The 16,818-nt window shown below is 30.6% G+C and carries 11 protein-coding genes and 1 pseudogene; 1 reads left to right on the top strand and 11 read right to left on the bottom strand.

Going from position 1 to position 16,818, the window contains the following annotated elements; translation table 11 throughout:
* Positions 1-24 precede the first annotated feature (24 nt).
* From ACJDT4_RS04970 to ACJDT4_RS04935, 8 genes and pseudogenes are all read right to left on the bottom strand, one after another.
* Positions 25-1,173, bottom strand: coding sequence for a methyl-accepting chemotaxis protein (locus ACJDT4_RS04970; protein ID WP_406786427.1), 1,149 nt, complete (start codon positions 1,171-1,173; stop codon positions 25-27).
* A gap of 308 nt (positions 1,174-1,481) precedes the next feature.
* Positions 1,482-2,615 (bottom strand): hypothetical protein, encoded by a 1,134-nt coding sequence (locus tag ACJDT4_RS04965; protein WP_406786426.1) that lies wholly within the window; start codon positions 2,613-2,615, stop codon positions 1,482-1,484.
* A 148-nt stretch (positions 2,616-2,763) separates the two neighbouring features.
* Positions 2,764-4,797, bottom strand: a complete 2,034-nt coding sequence (locus tag ACJDT4_RS04960) for a Na+/H+ antiporter (protein WP_406786425.1) — start codon at positions 4,795-4,797, stop codon at positions 2,764-2,766.
* Positions 4,798-4,992: 195 nt separating this feature from the next.
* Positions 4,993-6,360, bottom strand: a complete 1,368-nt coding sequence (locus ACJDT4_RS04955; RefSeq protein ID WP_406786424.1) for a sugar porter family MFS transporter — start codon at positions 6,358-6,360, stop codon at positions 4,993-4,995.
* Between the two features lie 196 nt (positions 6,361-6,556).
* Entirely contained in the window at positions 6,557-8,098 is a 1,542-nt protein-coding gene (locus ACJDT4_RS04950; RefSeq protein WP_406786423.1) for a response regulator transcription factor, read from the bottom strand.
* Entirely contained in the window at positions 8,095-9,861 is a 1,767-nt protein-coding gene (locus tag ACJDT4_RS04945) for a sensor histidine kinase (RefSeq protein ID WP_406786422.1), read from the bottom strand. Before ACJDT4_RS04945 ends, ACJDT4_RS04950 begins: the two co-directional genes overlap by 4 nt.
* Before the next feature lies 1 nt (position 9,862).
* A pseudogene (locus tag ACJDT4_RS04940) lies at positions 9,863-10,861 on the bottom strand (ABC transporter substrate-binding protein); the annotation flags it as partial.
* A 12-nt stretch (positions 10,862-10,873) separates the two neighbouring features.
* Positions 10,874-11,101 (bottom strand): hypothetical protein, encoded by a 228-nt coding sequence (locus ACJDT4_RS04935; protein WP_406786421.1) that lies wholly within the window; start codon positions 11,099-11,101, stop codon positions 10,874-10,876.
* Positions 11,102-11,770: 669 nt separating this feature from the next.
* Between ACJDT4_RS04935 and ACJDT4_RS04930 the strand changes: the two genes are divergently transcribed.
* Positions 11,771-13,369 carry a xylulokinase gene (locus tag ACJDT4_RS04930; protein ID WP_406786420.1) on the top strand — a complete coding sequence of 533 codons (1,599 nt, stop codon included), beginning with the start codon at positions 11,771-11,773 and terminating at the stop codon, positions 13,367-13,369.
* A gap of 164 nt (positions 13,370-13,533) precedes the next feature.
* Here the strand turns inward: ACJDT4_RS04930 and ACJDT4_RS04925 are convergent, their stop codons facing one another.
* From ACJDT4_RS04925 to ACJDT4_RS04915, 3 genes are all read right to left on the bottom strand, one after another.
* Positions 13,534-14,262 carry a VCBS repeat-containing protein gene (locus ACJDT4_RS04925; protein ID WP_406786419.1) on the bottom strand — a complete coding sequence of 243 codons (729 nt, stop codon included), beginning with the start codon at positions 14,260-14,262 and terminating at the stop codon, positions 13,534-13,536.
* 74 nt (positions 14,263-14,336) lie between these two features.
* Positions 14,337-15,302, bottom strand: a complete 966-nt coding sequence (locus tag ACJDT4_RS04920; RefSeq protein ID WP_406786418.1) for a tRNA dihydrouridine synthase — start codon at positions 15,300-15,302, stop codon at positions 14,337-14,339.
* Between the two features lie 108 nt (positions 15,303-15,410).
* Positions 15,411-16,817: a DUF4179 domain-containing protein gene (locus ACJDT4_RS04915; RefSeq protein ID WP_406786417.1), complete on the bottom strand. Its 1,407-nt coding sequence runs from the start codon at positions 16,815-16,817 to the stop codon at positions 15,411-15,413.
* Position 16,818: the final 1 nt, after the last annotated feature.

The raw sequence follows: 16,818 nt of genomic DNA, 5'->3' as shown, positions 1-16,818 counted from the left end.
CAGACTTCCTGTAGTTCATACTATCTACAATTTAATTGCAATTTCATTTAATTTTTCGGACATAGATGTAACTTCTTCTATACTTGATGTTATTTCCTCAGTAGCAGCTGCTTGTTCTTGACTTGCAGATAAAGAACTTTGACTTTTCTCACTTGATTCGTTCACTTTTGCTATAATTTCTTTAGTTAACTTTTGAATTTTAGGAACTGTACTCTTAGACTCTTCAGATAACTTTCTAATTTGATCCGCTACAACCCCGAATCCTTTTCCTGCTTCGCCTACCCTTGCTGCTTCTATAGCAGCATTCAATCCAAGCATCTTAGTTTGATCTGCTATTTCTTTTATAAATGAAGATACTTCACTTATTTGTTGCGATAAACTTATTATATCACCTATGCTGTTATTAAGACTCTGTTCATTTACATGGATAGTAGATGCTGAGGTTGCCAATTCTTCAATAGTAGCAGATATTTCTGAAAGGCTTTCTTCCATGTTTCTTGACATTTCCCTTAATTCAACTGCTGCTATTTTAGGTATAATCATTCCAAAAGTTCCAATTAATTCATTTGTATCATTACTGAAAAGAGGTTCACAAATTGATAAAACTGGCACACCATATAATGAAGCATCGTACTCTGATGAAAAAGACTTTTTAGTTTTTATTACTTTAGCAGCTGTTGTGTCTTCAGTAAAACTATCTCCAACTTTTAGCTGAGGCAATTGAAAATGCTTTGAATTTTGTATGTCTAAAAATTTATTTAAGTCTGTAATAAACAGTACAGCACCATCAGAAAACATCTCAGATAATATTGGTGCAAAATCATCAAATGCCTTCATTAATGGATGTAATAATGGAAATACAGTAGAGAATACTCCAACTGCTTGTCCCTCATCGTTTACTATTGGCTCTGCAACAATCTTAAGCCTCATTCCATATAGTGAACGAGGAACATTTTCTATAAGTGTTCTATTTTCCCTCATGGCTTTACCAGTTATACTATTAGGGTTTAATTTCTCTCCCACTTGAAATATATCTAAGTCAAATTCAGCAGATGCTTTTCTCCAAGTATAAGTAACTCCATCGCTAGTTAAATATATAACACCTCCAGGTATTACGTTTGCTTGTGTTTCGCACATATTTTTTATATGCTCTACTCCATTTGTAGAAATCATAAACATTCTCCTCTCAGCGTAAGCTTAATATATGATAGAATTATATACTAAATTAATATGCTTTTCTATAATTTTAGATATAATTTAACATCAGTATTTATAATATCTATTAAAATACTGATGCTAAAGCACTTCTATGTAAATTATTTCTAAATTTTTAGATGATTTATCTTTAATAAAATTATTTTTTATATAAAAGAACTCCCGATATAACACTCGAGAGTTCTTTTATATAAAAATTTTAACAACTAGCTTTTTATTAAGCAATATAATTAATCAATTCACATTAATACTTAAATAGCAACAAACTACTTGCCTGTATTTCCTGATGCTGTATTTGTTGATTGGTTCGTATTTGTATTTTGATTTGTTCCTCCTGTTGAATTATTTGTATTGGTGTTTGAATTTGTCCCATTTCCTGAGTCCTTTGTATCTGTATTTGAAGGCGTTGTATTGGTTGGTGATTTTTCATCCTTATTTTCGTTTGCCCCACCCGAAGTCCCTTTTGTATCTACATTTTGACTTCCAGTAGTTGGTGTCTTTGCACCTCCATTTTTATTCTCATCATTTGATGATGAATTTACGCCTCCATTTTTATTCGGTTTCTGTGAATATGGCCTTGCATTTGTATTTTTAGTTTGTCCACTTGATGATTCACTTCCACCTCTAGTTGATCCATCTCCAGATTTCTTTAAGTCTGTAGACTGTTTACTAACATCCGTTTTTGTAGTTGAAGCTTGCGCACTATTAGGTGTACTCTTAAAGCAAAATTTAACTAAACCTGCAGCAATTATAAGTAAGACAATTGAGGTAACAGCTATAATCGCTTTTTTTCTATTACTTATATTCATTATTTCTTTACCTATTGATTTCTTGCTGCTTGGTGCCTTATTCATAACCATTGTAAAATCATCATTCTTACTAGGAACCGCTGCCTTATTTCTTTTTGCTGAATCCGAGGTTCCTCCATTTGTACTTTTTTGTGTATTAAATAATGCAGATAAAATTCCATTTTGTTCTTCAGAATCTATTCTCTTAAAATTTTCAGGTGATCTCATTACAATTACAGGTTTAGTACGTTTCTCTATATATACTGTAACTGAAAACTTATCACCTTTACTTAAAAAAGGTATATCAATATCTAAAATATTCCCCTTTACTGAGGAATCAAATCTTAAACCCTTTGTTATTTTAGCATCTGCAATTTCTAAGTTACTTCGTGAACTTTGTATATTTAAAGTTAATTCGTGAATTATTTTTTTTGATAAGTTACTTATAGTAATAACATACGCATAAACCTTCCTGTTGTTTTTTTCTGTAGGTACACCATTTCCTATGCTGCATAATATTCTAGGTGCTAAATTTTTAAAATGCTCTACCAATAATCCCGATATAATTGATATTATTATAGTTACAATTGCAGTTTTAATAACATTCATCATACTAATCTTCGCTTCCTTACTTTTTTCCGATTTCTTAATAAATTATAAAGTAGATGGGTATCTGTGTCAAACTAAACATACATGCAGCTTATAATTCACTATTTATCAATATTCCACATACCTTTTGTTTATTACAAAATTTATCATTTCATTCATTAGGCTTATATAAAATCACACTTTCAATATAGTTTATGTATCTTCTTAACTCATTTGATTGTTCTCTAGTAATTTCTCCAAGTTCATACATTCTGCGGATCTCCGAGCGTTCCACATCCATTGCCTTTATTCTTAACTCTTCTTTTTGTTCTATACTCTTTTCATTGTATTTCACCATCGTTCCCTTTAGTCTATTAATCATGCTTTTATAATCAAAAATCACTGTATTAAGCGCTTTAGACCTTCCATGCTTCTTTTCACATTCCTTCAGAGTTTTAACTGCAGTTCGAGCTGCCCTTAGCTGAATATCTTTTACTAGCTGTAAATTATTTAACGTAGTACATTTTCGCTTATGGTAATTTCTATAAAGGCGCTTCCACCATCTTATTAGTTTTCTTATAAGATACATAGTATCCTGACGAGTATTTCTTAAAAAAGCTTCTTCCCTATAATCAAAAGCTTTATCAAAATTCATAAAAAGTTCTTCATTTATTTCATTCTTATCTATTAATTCATATACATATCTTCTCTCTGCCTCCAATGCTAACAATCGTACTTCTATTACTTTCCTTTGTTCAACATCTGCCCCCTGTACAAATGAATCCTGCTTAAATCTATGCTTCTGAAATATCCTTCTATATTCATTAATCAATTCATAGGCTGCAGCCTCATTATTCTCATCTACTTCCGCTTCAATTGATTTAATACTAGCTAATAAAAGTTTATTCTTCGCCACATTTAAATCATTATTATAAGTTTTTTCACCTTCTACTAATCCATCTTTGCTTAGAAATGGCAAGAACACTGTTGCAGCTACTAATGTAAATAATATTACAGCCGCAGTCAAAAATAATATAAGTGACCTTTGTGGAAATGCCCTCCCACTGTTTAAAAAAAATGGGATTGATAAAACTCCTGCCATTGTAACCGTACCTCTAACACCAGTTAAACTAGTTAACAAAGCAACTTTTATATTTGGTTTTTCAATATTCTTTGCCTTACCAAAATGATATTCACAATAAGAAGAAAAATATGCCCAAGCAAAACGAATTGTTAAAACAGCTCCACAAATAGAAGCCGCATATCCTACAGCTCTCCAATTTCCTATATCTGGATTAGCTATTGTTTCTACCATTGATAAAGGTATATTTAGTCCCAATAATAAAAATACACTTCCATTTAAAACAAATAAAATAATTGACCATATGTTTTCTGTAAGAACCTGCTCTTCAGCTATTCTAATTTCTATTCTTTCTTTTATTAATGAATGAACTATTCCGGCCGCTACCACTGCAATTACTCCTGATGCATGCAAAAATTCTTCTGTGATGGCAAAAATGCCAAATGGCGTCAATATTTGCAGCAAAGAATGAAATATGACATCATTTATTCCTTCTTTACGTAAAGTAAATCTTATAACTGTTATGAGTAAGGTGAAAATTAATCCCACAGCTGCACCTACTAAAAATACATATGCAAAATTTAAAATTGCTTTTCCTAATGAAAAATTACTAGTTACCACAGCAGTTATTGCATAATTAAAGGCTACTATACCAGATGCATCATTTATTAAAGATTCTCCTCTAACAAGATTTAATATCTTTTCTGGTATATGAATACGCTTTTCAATCCCATTTACAGCTACTGGATCAGTTGGAGATAAAATAGCTGCTAATGCAAACGCTGCAGCAAGAGGGATATCTGGTATCATCCAATGAATAAAATATCCTCCTCCAATAGTTGTTAAAATAACTAATACAAGAGAATTTCCAAATATAGACCACTTCATTTTCCACAATTCATTTCTAGGAAAATACTTGCCATCATTATATAAAATTGGTGCCACAAATAAAAGAAAAAACCACTGTTCTTTTATTTCAAATGAATTCTGTTTAAAAGTAATTGCAAGAATTACGCCTAAAGCTATTTGAATTAATGCTGTAGGAATAAATGGTATATAGTGACTAATAATATTAGAAATTAACAAGCATACCATAAGAAGCAATATTATCATTAACAAATTCATTAAAAAATCCTTTCTCTGCAGTATTCCATATATTTTAATACCTTAAATAAAAACAAATCACCTTGAAACTTTAACTGGTATATCTATATATATTATAACCATTTTAAAAATAAAAATAGAAATAAAAACCGCATTGAACTTCTCCAATGCGGTAAATTTAGATTTATTCACTTTTATAATCTAAACCAAGTCAAATTAATCATCTAATCCAACAGCTTTACCAATAGAACGATTATATAAATATGTTTCGATTTCTTCCAATGATTTTCCTTTTGTTTCATATAGAACAAATTTTGCAAATAAAAATCCTATTACACAAATTGCAGCAAAACCAAAGAAGATTATAGATAATCCTACTGTTTCAAGTAACACTGGGAAGAATAAAGCAACAACAATGTTTCCAAACCAGTTAACTGCTGATGCAATACCAGTTGCAAGGCCTCTAACGTTACTTGGGAATAATTCTCCGACTACGATCCAAGTAGCAGCAGCCCAAGAATATGCATAGAAAATAACATATATACATATGAATAAGAACACAGTCCAAGTTGCCCAAGCATGATTAGCTTTAGCAGCAGGATAAATTAATCCAACCAATAATAAAGATGCTCCCATTCCAATAGAACCTGTCATAAATAAAGTACGACGCTTAAATTTATCTACAACTAGTAAAGTTATAGCTGTTGCTACTACAAAAACGATACCAATACCAACAGTACTAATGACACCACCAATTGATGAACCAAATACCTTAGATAAAATTTGAGAAGAGTAATAAAAAATTGTGTTTGCTCCCTGTACTTGTTGTAAAAATGTCAAACCACAACCTGCAATTACAGCAGGTAAAGCTGTCTTTCCAAATAAGTCCTTAAATGTTCCATTAGCGCTATGCTTAGCGTTAACGATTGCATCATACTCACTTGCAGCTTCCTCAGGAGAACGCAATGCCTGTAACACCTTTAATGCTTCATCATTTTTACCAATTCTAGACAAAAACCTTGGTGATTCTGGTAAGATAAATGTCCCAAATAACAACACTAATGCTGGAACAGCTGCTCCACCAAGCATCCAACGCCAACCTTCAAATACATGTACAAATGCATAATTTACACCATAAGCAATAAGCATTCCTACAGTTATCATTAATTGATTCAAACCTGATAGTTTTCCACGTGTTTCCGCAGGACTAATTTCACCCATATACATTGGAACTAAAGCGGAAGCACCACCTACAGCTACACCTAAAATAAGACGAGCCGCAATCAAAAGACTTGTACTCTTAGAGAAACCAGAACCTAAAGCACCAATTGCAAATACAATTGCACTCCACATAATCATTCGACGACGACCAAAACGATCTGCTAAGTAAGCCATTAATGAGGCACCAACCATAGCCCCTAAAAACAATCCCGAAGTAATCATACCTTCTAACCAAGGATTAACATTCCAGGTTGCTTTAATTCCTGGCAACGCACCATTGATTATTCCTATATCATATCCAAACATAAAACCGCCAAAAGCTCCAAAGAAATAAATTAATGCTGGAGATACTTTTTTATTCATTATAATTCCTCCTTAAACAGTTAATAAATAATATTTATTTAATTTAACAATTGAGTAAACGTTGTAAAAAAAATCAAATTAAAAATCGTTATACACCTTGTACTCGATTACATTTTATACAACTTTGTATACGTTTCATACTCGAAAAAACTGTAAAAGGAGAAAAAATCCGAACACTTATTTAAATCATTTTATATTACTTGTATAACTTTCTGTAATCATTGGGCAAATATCCTGTTGTTTCCTTAAAAACCTTACTCATATATTTTGAATCTGAATATCCAGTTAATTCAGCAATTTGATACACCTTTAATTCTGTTCCTAGTAGCAGTGCTTTAACTTTATTAATTCTATAATTTCTAGCATAGGTATTAAAGGATTCTCCAATTTCCTTTTTAAACTGCTTTCCCAAATAATCAGCTGTAATATTCAATTTTGCTGCAATTTCATCCAAATTAATTCCTTGATTGTAATACTCGTGAATTAAGCTCTGTGCCCTTTTAACAACTAAACTTACTGTTTTATTTTCTTCCCCAATATTTGACGCTAAAATTTCTTCAAATAATTTATACAATACTTGTTCAATTTCTTCCCAGGTAATGGATAACATGATATTCTTCAAAAGTGTTTGAACATCCAAATTTTGATATAGTAAACTATTCAACTCTTTTGATGTATTAATTACAGCCCAGCAAAAATTAACGCAAGCTTCCTTAATATCTTTAGGTTCATAAATTTCACTTCTACAGTAAGCTTCAAAAGCAGTAAAAATTTCTTTTACATTTTTCACATCCTTTTTTATGATGGCAACTTTAATTTTATTTTCAATATCTATTGGATATAAAAACTGCTTCGTCCTCATATTACTTACAACACCATAATCTATGAGCGCGCCTTCTCCCATGGTTAGATTAAACTGAAGTTTATTTTTCAAAGCTTCTACACTCTCATTCATCTTCAGTAAACCATAACTAAAATTCCATCCATAAACAAATTTCGTTGAAATATTACTTCTAATAACTGATATAACGCTTTTTTCAAAATAAGTCTTAACCATATCTTTATTTTTCATGTTATAAATGACTAAAATTACAATATTCCATTGACTAAATTCTAAAATATTAAAATTAAATTCTTGTTTATTTAGCAATTTTAGCTGAGCTTTTAATTTATCTATTTTATCAGAAAATAATTCACCTAGGTATATTTGAAAAATCCCCATGTCATCTGTAGCTACTAAATTATACTGTTCCTCTAAAAATTTATTTAAATCCTCTGACATATTTAAATTTCCCAAAACACTTCTCGATAAAATACTATCTAGCTCATAAAGCTCTTTTGGATGCTCTGCCCTAACCTTTCTTTCCTCATTAAGCTGATTTTCTATATGTTCTAATGCCGATGATAAATCTAAAATTGATATTGGTTTTAAAATATACTCACTAACCCCTAAAGAAATGGCTTTTTGGGCATACTCGAACTCTGAATAAGCACTTAATACAATAGCCTTTACTTGAATCCCATCACTTCTTAATGCATGCAACAGTTCTAAACCATCCATTTTAGGCATTTTAATATCTGTTATAATTAAATCTGGTTTTTTTGCTTTAACTAAATTTAATCCTTCAACTCCATCTTCCGCTTGTCCAACAATTTCATATTTACTATTGATTTTTTCTAGCGTCCTAGAAATTCCTTTTCTAATTACATACTCATCTTCGATGATTGCAATTGTCATACAGTTACCTCCTCACTTTTTTTCTTTAACCTCTTTGGTATTCTTATATATACTCTTGTGTACTTATTTTTTTCACTTTCAACATGAATTGCTGCTTCTTTTCCATAATACATTTCCAATCTTCCAAGAACATTTCCAATTCCTATGTGGTCTTTTGAATATTCATGCTTTAGCTGATTATTATTTATTTTATGCATAATTTCTTCATCCATACCTTTACCGTTATCCTCAATGCAAAACTCAATGGAAGCTCCTTTTTCCTTGCAGGTTATAATCAAAATATAAGTTTTATTTTTTTCAGAGAAACCATGACGAATTGAATTTTCTATAAAAGGCTGCAATAGTAATTTGTGTGTTTCACAATTCTGTAACTCTTCACTTATATTTACAAAAAACTCAAATTTATTTTCTAATCTGGCTTCCTGCAAATAAATATATGGCTTTAACCATTCTAGTTCATCTTTTACTGTGACAATTCCATTACTGTTTAGTACTGCATAGCGCAATATTTTTCCTAAAGAATTAATCATGTTACTAATTTCAAATTCTTCATTTTCAATAGCCTTCCAGTTAATAGTATCTAAAGTATTATACAAAAAATGAGGATTTATTTGAGCTTCTAATGCCTTTATTTCAGCATCCTTTTGTTTTAGAGTTGCTTGTGTAACATTTTGCATCAACTCTTCAACACGTTCCACCATTCTGTTAAAGCCATCTGCTATAGTAAAAATCTCATTAGGCATATTTTTATCCTCCTCAATTTTAACTTTTAATTCCCCCTTTTCTACTACTTTCATGGCATTAACTACTGTTCTAATAGAGCTTGTAAGCTTACTAGTCCATTTAAATACAACTAGTACTAGTATAACTACAATACAAACCATCATGATTATAGTGGTTTCTTCTTGCTGGCGTATAACCTCCATATATTGCTTTTCATCGTACAAATTTTTAATTATCCACCCAGATTTATTATCCTTAATTTCAGTTATTTTATATTGAGAACTAAACTCATTTTTTTCTTTTTCCCCAATTTTATTCTTATCCTCATAATAAACCAATTTACCATCTTTATCACAAATCATATTCACGCCCAAATTTTCATTTTGATCATTGCCCTGATACTGCTGCTTACACACTTCCTCCAGTACAGATGAGTCAATGCTTATAATAACCGTACCAATATTCTTATAAATATCTCTATAATCTATCATCTTATGGGCCATGTGAAACATATAGTATTTTTCATCACCAATTTTGGTCTCAAATTGAGTTGGAAGATACAGTATAGGATCTTCATTCTTCATAGTGTTATTGAAGCTCTTATTAAATTTAATCCACTGACTATTTTCCGAGGAGGACGATAACTTATCATAATAAATAATTCTTCCGCTGCTAGTTATAATAGTTAGTCCTTGTACATATGTGTTCTTATTCACTATCCTATTTAACCTCCTACGAAGCTGGCTATAAAGAACATCCGTATCTCCTTTTTGTTCATTCATGTCTTCAACTATTGGAATAATATCCTCACTTGTATAAACGTCATAAATTAAACTTTCATAAACATTTAAAGAAAGTTCTAAGTACTGCTGTGTCTTATATACATTGCTTTTAATCAATTGATTCATATTTTTCTCAATATAGTTTTTCATACGGAAGTTAAATATAATCATTGCTAATGTAACTGGAATAATAGACAATACTAAGAAAGCTGAGATTAATTGGTAAACTAAACTGTTTCTTTTTTTCATATTATTCATTTCATTGTTCCTCTTTTGAAATATTATTCATACTTTGCTGCGCTTCTTCTAAAATTTTGTCTAAATCTTTGCCACCCATTATGATCTCATTCATAGCATTAGAAATGACTTCAGATTTAAGCGGCCATTCTTTAGTAATTTCTCTTTGCCTTGAATACTTATAAATTTCATAAAACTTTCTCATAACCTCATCATCTAGATATTGATCCTTCATAATATCTGTTCTTGCTGCTAAAAATCCAAACTTGCTAATATAAGACTTTACACGATCCTTCTGAGTAACATATTTTATAAACTTAACTGCCTCATTCTTGTTCTTTCCCTTTAGCACAGCCCAATTTTCTCCTCCTATTATAGAAACGTTTTCTCCTACCTTAGGAAGAAATGTTACATTCCAATTTAAACCTTTACCTTTTTCACGAATAGTTTGCACTATCATTGGTGAATTAAACATCATCGCAATTTTTTTATTTACAAATTGATTCATTAAGTCAACCAAGGTTAAATTAGTAGTAGCTTTACTCATTGAACCATCTCTAACTAAATTCTGCAATATTGAAAAAGCTTGCTTCCCTTCTGAACTATTAATATTATCTATTTCACCACCATATGACCATAAAATTGGGAGAAACTCATAAAGGCTTTCTTCACTTTGAAGCGCTGTCATACCAAAGCCATAAGTGCTTCCATTGGTTAGTTTTTCTGCAGTTTCCTCAAATTCTTCCCAAGTCTTAGGCACTTCACATCCAGCTTCCTTGAGCATATCTTCATTATAGAACAAGGCTAAACAGTTAGCTCCAAATGGTACTCCATATATTCTACCGTTCATTTTACACGAATTTAAAACTGTTTGATCATAAGAAGCCCAATCGTCCATCTTATCAGTTAAATCTTCAAACAAATTCATTCCGTTATAATAAGCATGATCTGCTGAATCTATTAAAACTAAATCTGGGGTATCCTTTTTTATCACACTTAAGGATAACTGCTTTTTAAAATCTTCATCTGGAACTTAACTAGCTTTTACCTCTATTTTATTCTGAGACTTATTAAATTGATTAATTAAATTACTAAGTTCCTGCTGATTTTTAGCAATATCCCAATAATACCACAAAGTAAGCTGTATTTTACTACTTTGTTTCTTACTAACAGCTGTATTTTGATCAGGAATTATAGAACAACTAGTAAGGATAAACGTTATCATCACTATGCAAAACGCCTTTTTTATAGAACCTTTCATCCATATTCCTCCTTTGCTATGGTCTTTTCATGCTTATTATTAATTATAGCATATGTTTATGTCATATTAAAAAGTCAATAATTTCATTATAATCAACAACTTAAAATAAAATTAATATCATGTACGCAAATAGTAAAGATTCAGCTACTCAGATAAATAAAACATTAGTAAAAGTAAAAGAGAATATAAATAATATTTTCATACTTTTACTAACCATCTTACTTTATCAATCCAAATGCTAATCCTTAGCTATTACTTATATTTAGAAAATGCAAATCGTCTTTCTCTTGTTATAACAATTTAAAATTTTAAGTTTAAGATAAAATTATATTGATTAAATTTTATTTTGATAGTACAATAACACTATAGGTTGTACGTACAAGATTTGTTTTGTATGAATATTTATTAAAGTACTTATTTTTATTCTAAATAAGCAAAGCTATAATTTGAAATAGAATTTAATACTAATCAACAGCAATATTGATACAAAAAGTTATACGTACATGCTACATGATACTTAGCTTTGTATTTATTAGGAAATTGTTTACAAGTACTTTAAAATTCTATAAATCCAAATTACATATACGCTAAATACCATGATAAAAAATGCTAACAAAGATGTATAGTATTAAAGCCTAAAATCAAAATATTTTATGGAGGAATAAATACATGAATGATATTAAAAATTCTATTATAAGCGGAAAAACAACACTTGGTATTGAACTTGGTTCAACCAGAATTAAAGCAGTTTTGATTGGTGAAGATAATACACCTATTGCTTCAGGAAGTCACGACTGGGAAAACGGATATATAGATAATATCTGGACATACAGCTTAGAAGATGTTTGGAAAGGTATACAAGATAGTTATAGTAAAATGGCAAATGACATAAAAGAAAAATACGGAGTAACCCTTGAGACTATTGGTGCAATCGGTTTTAGCGCAATGATGCATGGTTATATGGTTTTCGACAAAAATGATGAACTTTTAGTACCATTCCGTACATGGCGTAACACTATTACTGAAAAAGCTTCAGAAGAATTAACCAAGCTTTTTAACTATCATGTTCCTCAAAGATGGAGTATTGCTCATCTTTATCAGGCTATTCTAAATGGTGAGAAGCATGTTTCTGATATCAGTTTTCAAACAACCTTAGCCGGATATGTACATTGGAAATTAACAGATCAAAAAGTTCTAGGTATTGGTGAAGCATCAGGAATGTTCCCTATCGATATAAATACAAAAAATTATAATGCAAAGATGATTGAACAATTTGATGAATTAGTTGCTTCCAAAAACTTCTCATGGAAACTCGAGAATATTATGCCAAAGGTTTTACTAGCCGGTCAAAATGCTGGTGTTCTTACTGAGAAAGGAGCAAAACTTTTAGATGTTACAGGAAATCTTAAACCTGGTATTCCATTTTGTCCACCAGAAGGTGATGCAGGAACAGGTATGGTTGCAACTAACAGTGTAGCAAAGCGTACAGGTAATGTTTCAGCTGGCACTTCAGTTTTTGCAATGATTGTGCTTGAAAAAGAATTATCAAAAGTATATGATGCAATTGATTTAGTTACCACTCCAACTGGAAACCTAGTTGCCATGGTGCATTGTAACAATTGTACATCTGATCTTAACGCATGGGTTAACATATTTAAGGAATTTGCTGAAGCAATGGGACTAGAAAACGTTACTATGGATAAGTTGTTCTCAGTTTTATATACTAAAGCACTTTTTGGAGATCCAGACTGCGGTGGCTTGCTTGCTTACAATTATTTCTCAGGTGAACATATAACTAATTTTGAAGAAGGTCGTCCTTTATTTGTGCGTAAACCTGAAAGCAATTTCAACTTAGCTAATTTCATCCGTGTAAACTTATTTACTGCTTTAGGTGCATTAAAAACTGGTTTAGACATTCTTCTCAAAGATGAGAATGTTAAAGTTGATGAAATGTTAGGTCATGGAGGATTGTTTAAAACTAGAGGTATAGGTCAAAAAATCATGGCTGCCGCTATAAATGCTCCTGTCACTGTTATGGAAAATGCCGGAGAAGGCGGTGCATGGGGAATTGCACTACTTGCTGCTTACATGATTAATAAAACTGAAAATGAAACATTAGACGATTATCTATCACAAAAAATATTTGCAGGAAAAGTTGGTACGAAGATGAATCCAGATCCTACGGATGTTAAAGGCTTTGATGAATTCATGAAGCGTTACACTAATGGACTTTCAATTGAAAGAGCTGCTGTAGATAATCTTAAATAGTGCAAAGCACAATGCTCAATGCTTAAAAAAGTCCTATAAATCTTAGATTTATAGGACTTTTTTAAGCATTCCTTCAGCATTGCTACTTCGCTCCTGCATAGTTCAAAGGTGATTTATCATTTTCGTAGAGAAACAGATTACAGAAATTGCATAGCATTTTGTTTCTATACTTGAACTCCAAAAATTGCTACATTCTGGTTGTACAAATCAAACTTATTGTCTTTCCACTTTAAAACATTTAGGAAATACCCTAAAGCATCTGCATTGTATCTTCCAGCTATTTTTTGATAAGCCAGTAACTCATACACCCCATCTAAATCATAATCCACAGGATATAAACCGCTTAATGGATTTACAAATCCGCTAATTGGCTGCTTTAAAACTCCATTATCATAATATATCTCACTTAAGTAACCCGAATCTCTAGTAGATATATCTATAATATACTTTTCATTATTTTTTCTACTAATAGCTTCAACCTTGTAATTGTCTTTATAAGTAATCTCATATTTATATTCTTCATTATATTCATTAAAATCGAAGATCAATTTAGGTACATTTTTTGTAAAGGTATATATATAATCATACATAAACGCACCACTACCACCTGAAAAAATACTTATGAGTATATCCTTCACACCATCCCCAGTAAAATCTCCCAAAAAAAGTGCTGGATCATACCCTGCATTTTCACTTAATTGTACTTTGTTTAACCTTCCTGAAGCCCCATCTTGAATTATAAGTGTTATATCTTGAATAAACGGGCTATCCGGCTTCTTTGTACCAGTTAGATAAACATTATCAGGTATACCATCACCATTTACATCTCCTCGCTTATAAGAAACAATTCTAGGACATATCATATTATTTTCCCTAAAACCACAATTAAACATAAAAGCTCCTCTTTATACTATTTCTTATAAGGATATACTATGAAGCAAAAGAAGAGCTTGCTACATTCTTTACATTAATATTCATTATAGAATAATCCAGCCCCCTGTATAATTTCACTCTCTGCAAATAAACTTGAAACAGCTGCCTTGTAAGCATTTAGCCCTTGTGCCTTCTTAATGTTTTTAATATATTTTTTATTATTTGAAAATATATAAATCATATATCCCCATAGCTCTTTCATTCTAAGCATTGCATTTCTTTTATCTTTATATACATCTATATATGTATTTAAAATCTCGTCGTGAAAATCTTTTAATATTTTTTTATCTATATAAATGTCATCTTTTATGGAACCAACTAAGCCTGGATTTGCTATGATCCCTCTCCCAAGCATAACTTCCTCCAAACTAGGAAAAGCTTTCATTAATTCTTTATAATCGCTCACAGTAAAAATATCACCATTATAACACACAGAATTATTACTTAATGCCACTGCAGCTTTAAACACCTCTAAATTAGGTTTATTTTTATAAAAGTCTTTTTGTGTTCTAGGATGAATAATTAATTCTTCTAAAGGATATTTATTAAAAATTTTTATTAGTTCATAAAATTCTTCTGGTTTATCTTTTCCTATCCTCGTTTTTATAGAAATTTTCATAAAATCCATTTTAAATATTTCATCTAAAAATACATCAAGCTCTTCCCTTTTAGCAAGAAAACCTGACCCTCTATTTTTCGATACAACTGTTCCAGAAGGACACCCTAAATTTAAGTTAACCTCATTATAACCTAATTCTCGCAATTTTTTGCAAGTAAAAATAAAACCTTCTGAAGAATTAGTAAGTATTTGAGGTACTACGTTTATCCCCTTATTATTTTCAGGTAAAAGGTCCCTCAATTCTTTAGTTCTAAGACTTGTGCTCTCATTAGGAGTAATAAAAGGTGTAAAATACTTATCAATATCATTAAAAAATTTTTTATAACAATTTCTATATATATATCCTGTTATTCCTTCCATTGGTGCTAAATAATATTTCATTTAATAACCTCTCGTATATGATATTATTGTACTTCTTATATTATAGCATAGTAAAATAAATTACAGGCACCTCAACTTATACTAAGGCGCCTGTAATTTATCTTAAAACTATTTTATTAAACTTATTCTTCCAACTTCATCATACATTTCATCATAATTTCCTATGCATATATCAAATTTATTAATATCTACGTTGTACTTCACCATAGTTGTACTATCTTTAAGTACCATCCTTTCTTTAGGTAACGTTACTTTGTACTCACTATTTCCTAAAGTCTCTGGGCGTACAAAATCATAAGCTTTTTTACTATCCTTATCCATACTTTCATCATAAATCCTTATTCCTCCGCCAAAAGCAAAAGTATATGCGGGAAATCCCTTTGCAGTGAATATAATTTCAATTTTATCATTTTTTTCGCCTATGGACTTAATAGTAATTTTTTTATTATTACCTACTGAAAAATCAACTGGAAGTTTGGAATTCAGCGGCAAGTATTGTACCTTTTTAAGCTTGAAATCATCAGCAAAAATACTTTTGCTCTTTGGCCTAAGTATGCTAATACTGCTAAGTTTACTTCCTTCAATTTGTTTGTAAAAAAATGTGACATCTGTTGAAAAAAGGTTTTTTACTATTCCACCCATATCAACCCCCTCATATTCATCTCCATTTGAATCCATCATTGCATAATCATATTTATCTGGTTCATATTTTTTAAATTCTGCAAGCATTGATAAGTACGCAGGAGAACTTGTCACTCTTTCTATTTTTATGGAATTAGAGCCATCTTTTATGACCTTATTTAGTTTAAAAACATTAACCTTATCTTTTAATTTTTCTTTTACTAATGGTATTTTAAAATTCCAGCTTCCTTTTAAATTATCAATTCCAGTAAAAATCATGTTAAAATCAAATTTATCTGGAATTGTATCTCCCCCAGTTACAGGAAATACATCTGTAAATTCAGCCCTTGTAGCATCAGAATAAATAGGAACACTTGCATTTGCTTCATATTTTTTGCCATTTACTTCTGTAGAAGCCATAATTCCATGCTCCAAGTATTTTTTGTTTGTTACATTCTTATCTAAATTAACATCATAAATTACATAAAAAGCAGCTTCATCATATGCTATTTCTTTTATTGTTACAGTAACACCTTTATCCGAAACTCCTTTATTTATCGCAACCGATACATTACTTAATTTAGATAAATTTTTAAATTCATCTCCATATTCACTAGACGTTAGTTTATTAAACAAAGAGTTAATCCCTGTAAGTTTATTAATAATTGGTATTTCAGCTGCTAATGTAGGACAAGTAGTTACAAAACCCGTTAATAACACAAACGCCAATGCAGCTACTATACTTATTTTTTTTATTAAAATTTTCTTTCTATTCTTAGGTTTTAGCTTTGCTAAAGTTTCATCTATTCCTATTGATATTTTTTCAGGAACTTCTATATACTCACTGCTGGTTTTTAAAATTTCTTTTAATTCCTTTTCAAACTTATCTTCCATA

The sequence above is a fragment of the Clostridium neuense genome (assembly GCF_045310695.1).
Lineage (GTDB): Bacteria > Bacillota > Clostridia > Clostridiales > Clostridiaceae > Clostridium_S > Clostridium_S neuense.
This window is presented reverse-complemented; position numbering and strand designations above follow the sequence as displayed.

Coding starts and splice junctions, on each gene's coding strand:
- ACJDT4_RS04970 (WP_406786427.1), bottom strand. CDS start 1,173: ATGATTTCTACAAATGGAGTAGAGCATATAAAAAATATGTGCGAAACA.
- ACJDT4_RS04920 (WP_406786418.1), bottom strand. CDS start 15,302: ATGAAATATTATTTAGCACCAATGGAAGGAATAACAGGATATATATAT.
- ACJDT4_RS04945 (WP_406786422.1), bottom strand. CDS start 9,861: ATGAATAATATGAAAAAAAGAAACAGTTTAGTTTACCAATTAATCTCA.
- ACJDT4_RS04960 (WP_406786425.1), bottom strand. CDS start 4,797: ATGAATTTGTTAATGATAATATTGCTTCTTATGGTATGCTTGTTAATT.
- ACJDT4_RS04915 (WP_406786417.1), bottom strand. CDS start 16,817: ATGGAAGATAAGTTTGAAAAGGAATTAAAAGAAATTTTAAAAACCAGC.
- ACJDT4_RS04965 (WP_406786426.1), bottom strand. CDS start 2,615: ATGATGAATGTTATTAAAACTGCAATTGTAACTATAATAATATCAATT.
- ACJDT4_RS04930 (WP_406786420.1), top strand. CDS start 11,771: ATGAATGATATTAAAAATTCTATTATAAGCGGAAAAACAACACTTGGT.
- ACJDT4_RS04955 (WP_406786424.1), bottom strand. CDS start 6,360: ATGAATAAAAAAGTATCTCCAGCATTAATTTATTTCTTTGGAGCTTTT.
- ACJDT4_RS04950 (WP_406786423.1), bottom strand. CDS start 8,098: ATGACAATTGCAATCATCGAAGATGAGTATGTAATTAGAAAAGGAATT.
- ACJDT4_RS04935 (WP_406786421.1), bottom strand. CDS start 11,101: ATGAAAGGTTCTATAAAAAAGGCGTTTTGCATAGTGATGATAACGTTT.
- ACJDT4_RS04925 (WP_406786419.1), bottom strand. CDS start 14,262: ATGTTTAATTGTGGTTTTAGGGAAAATAATATGATATGTCCTAGAATT.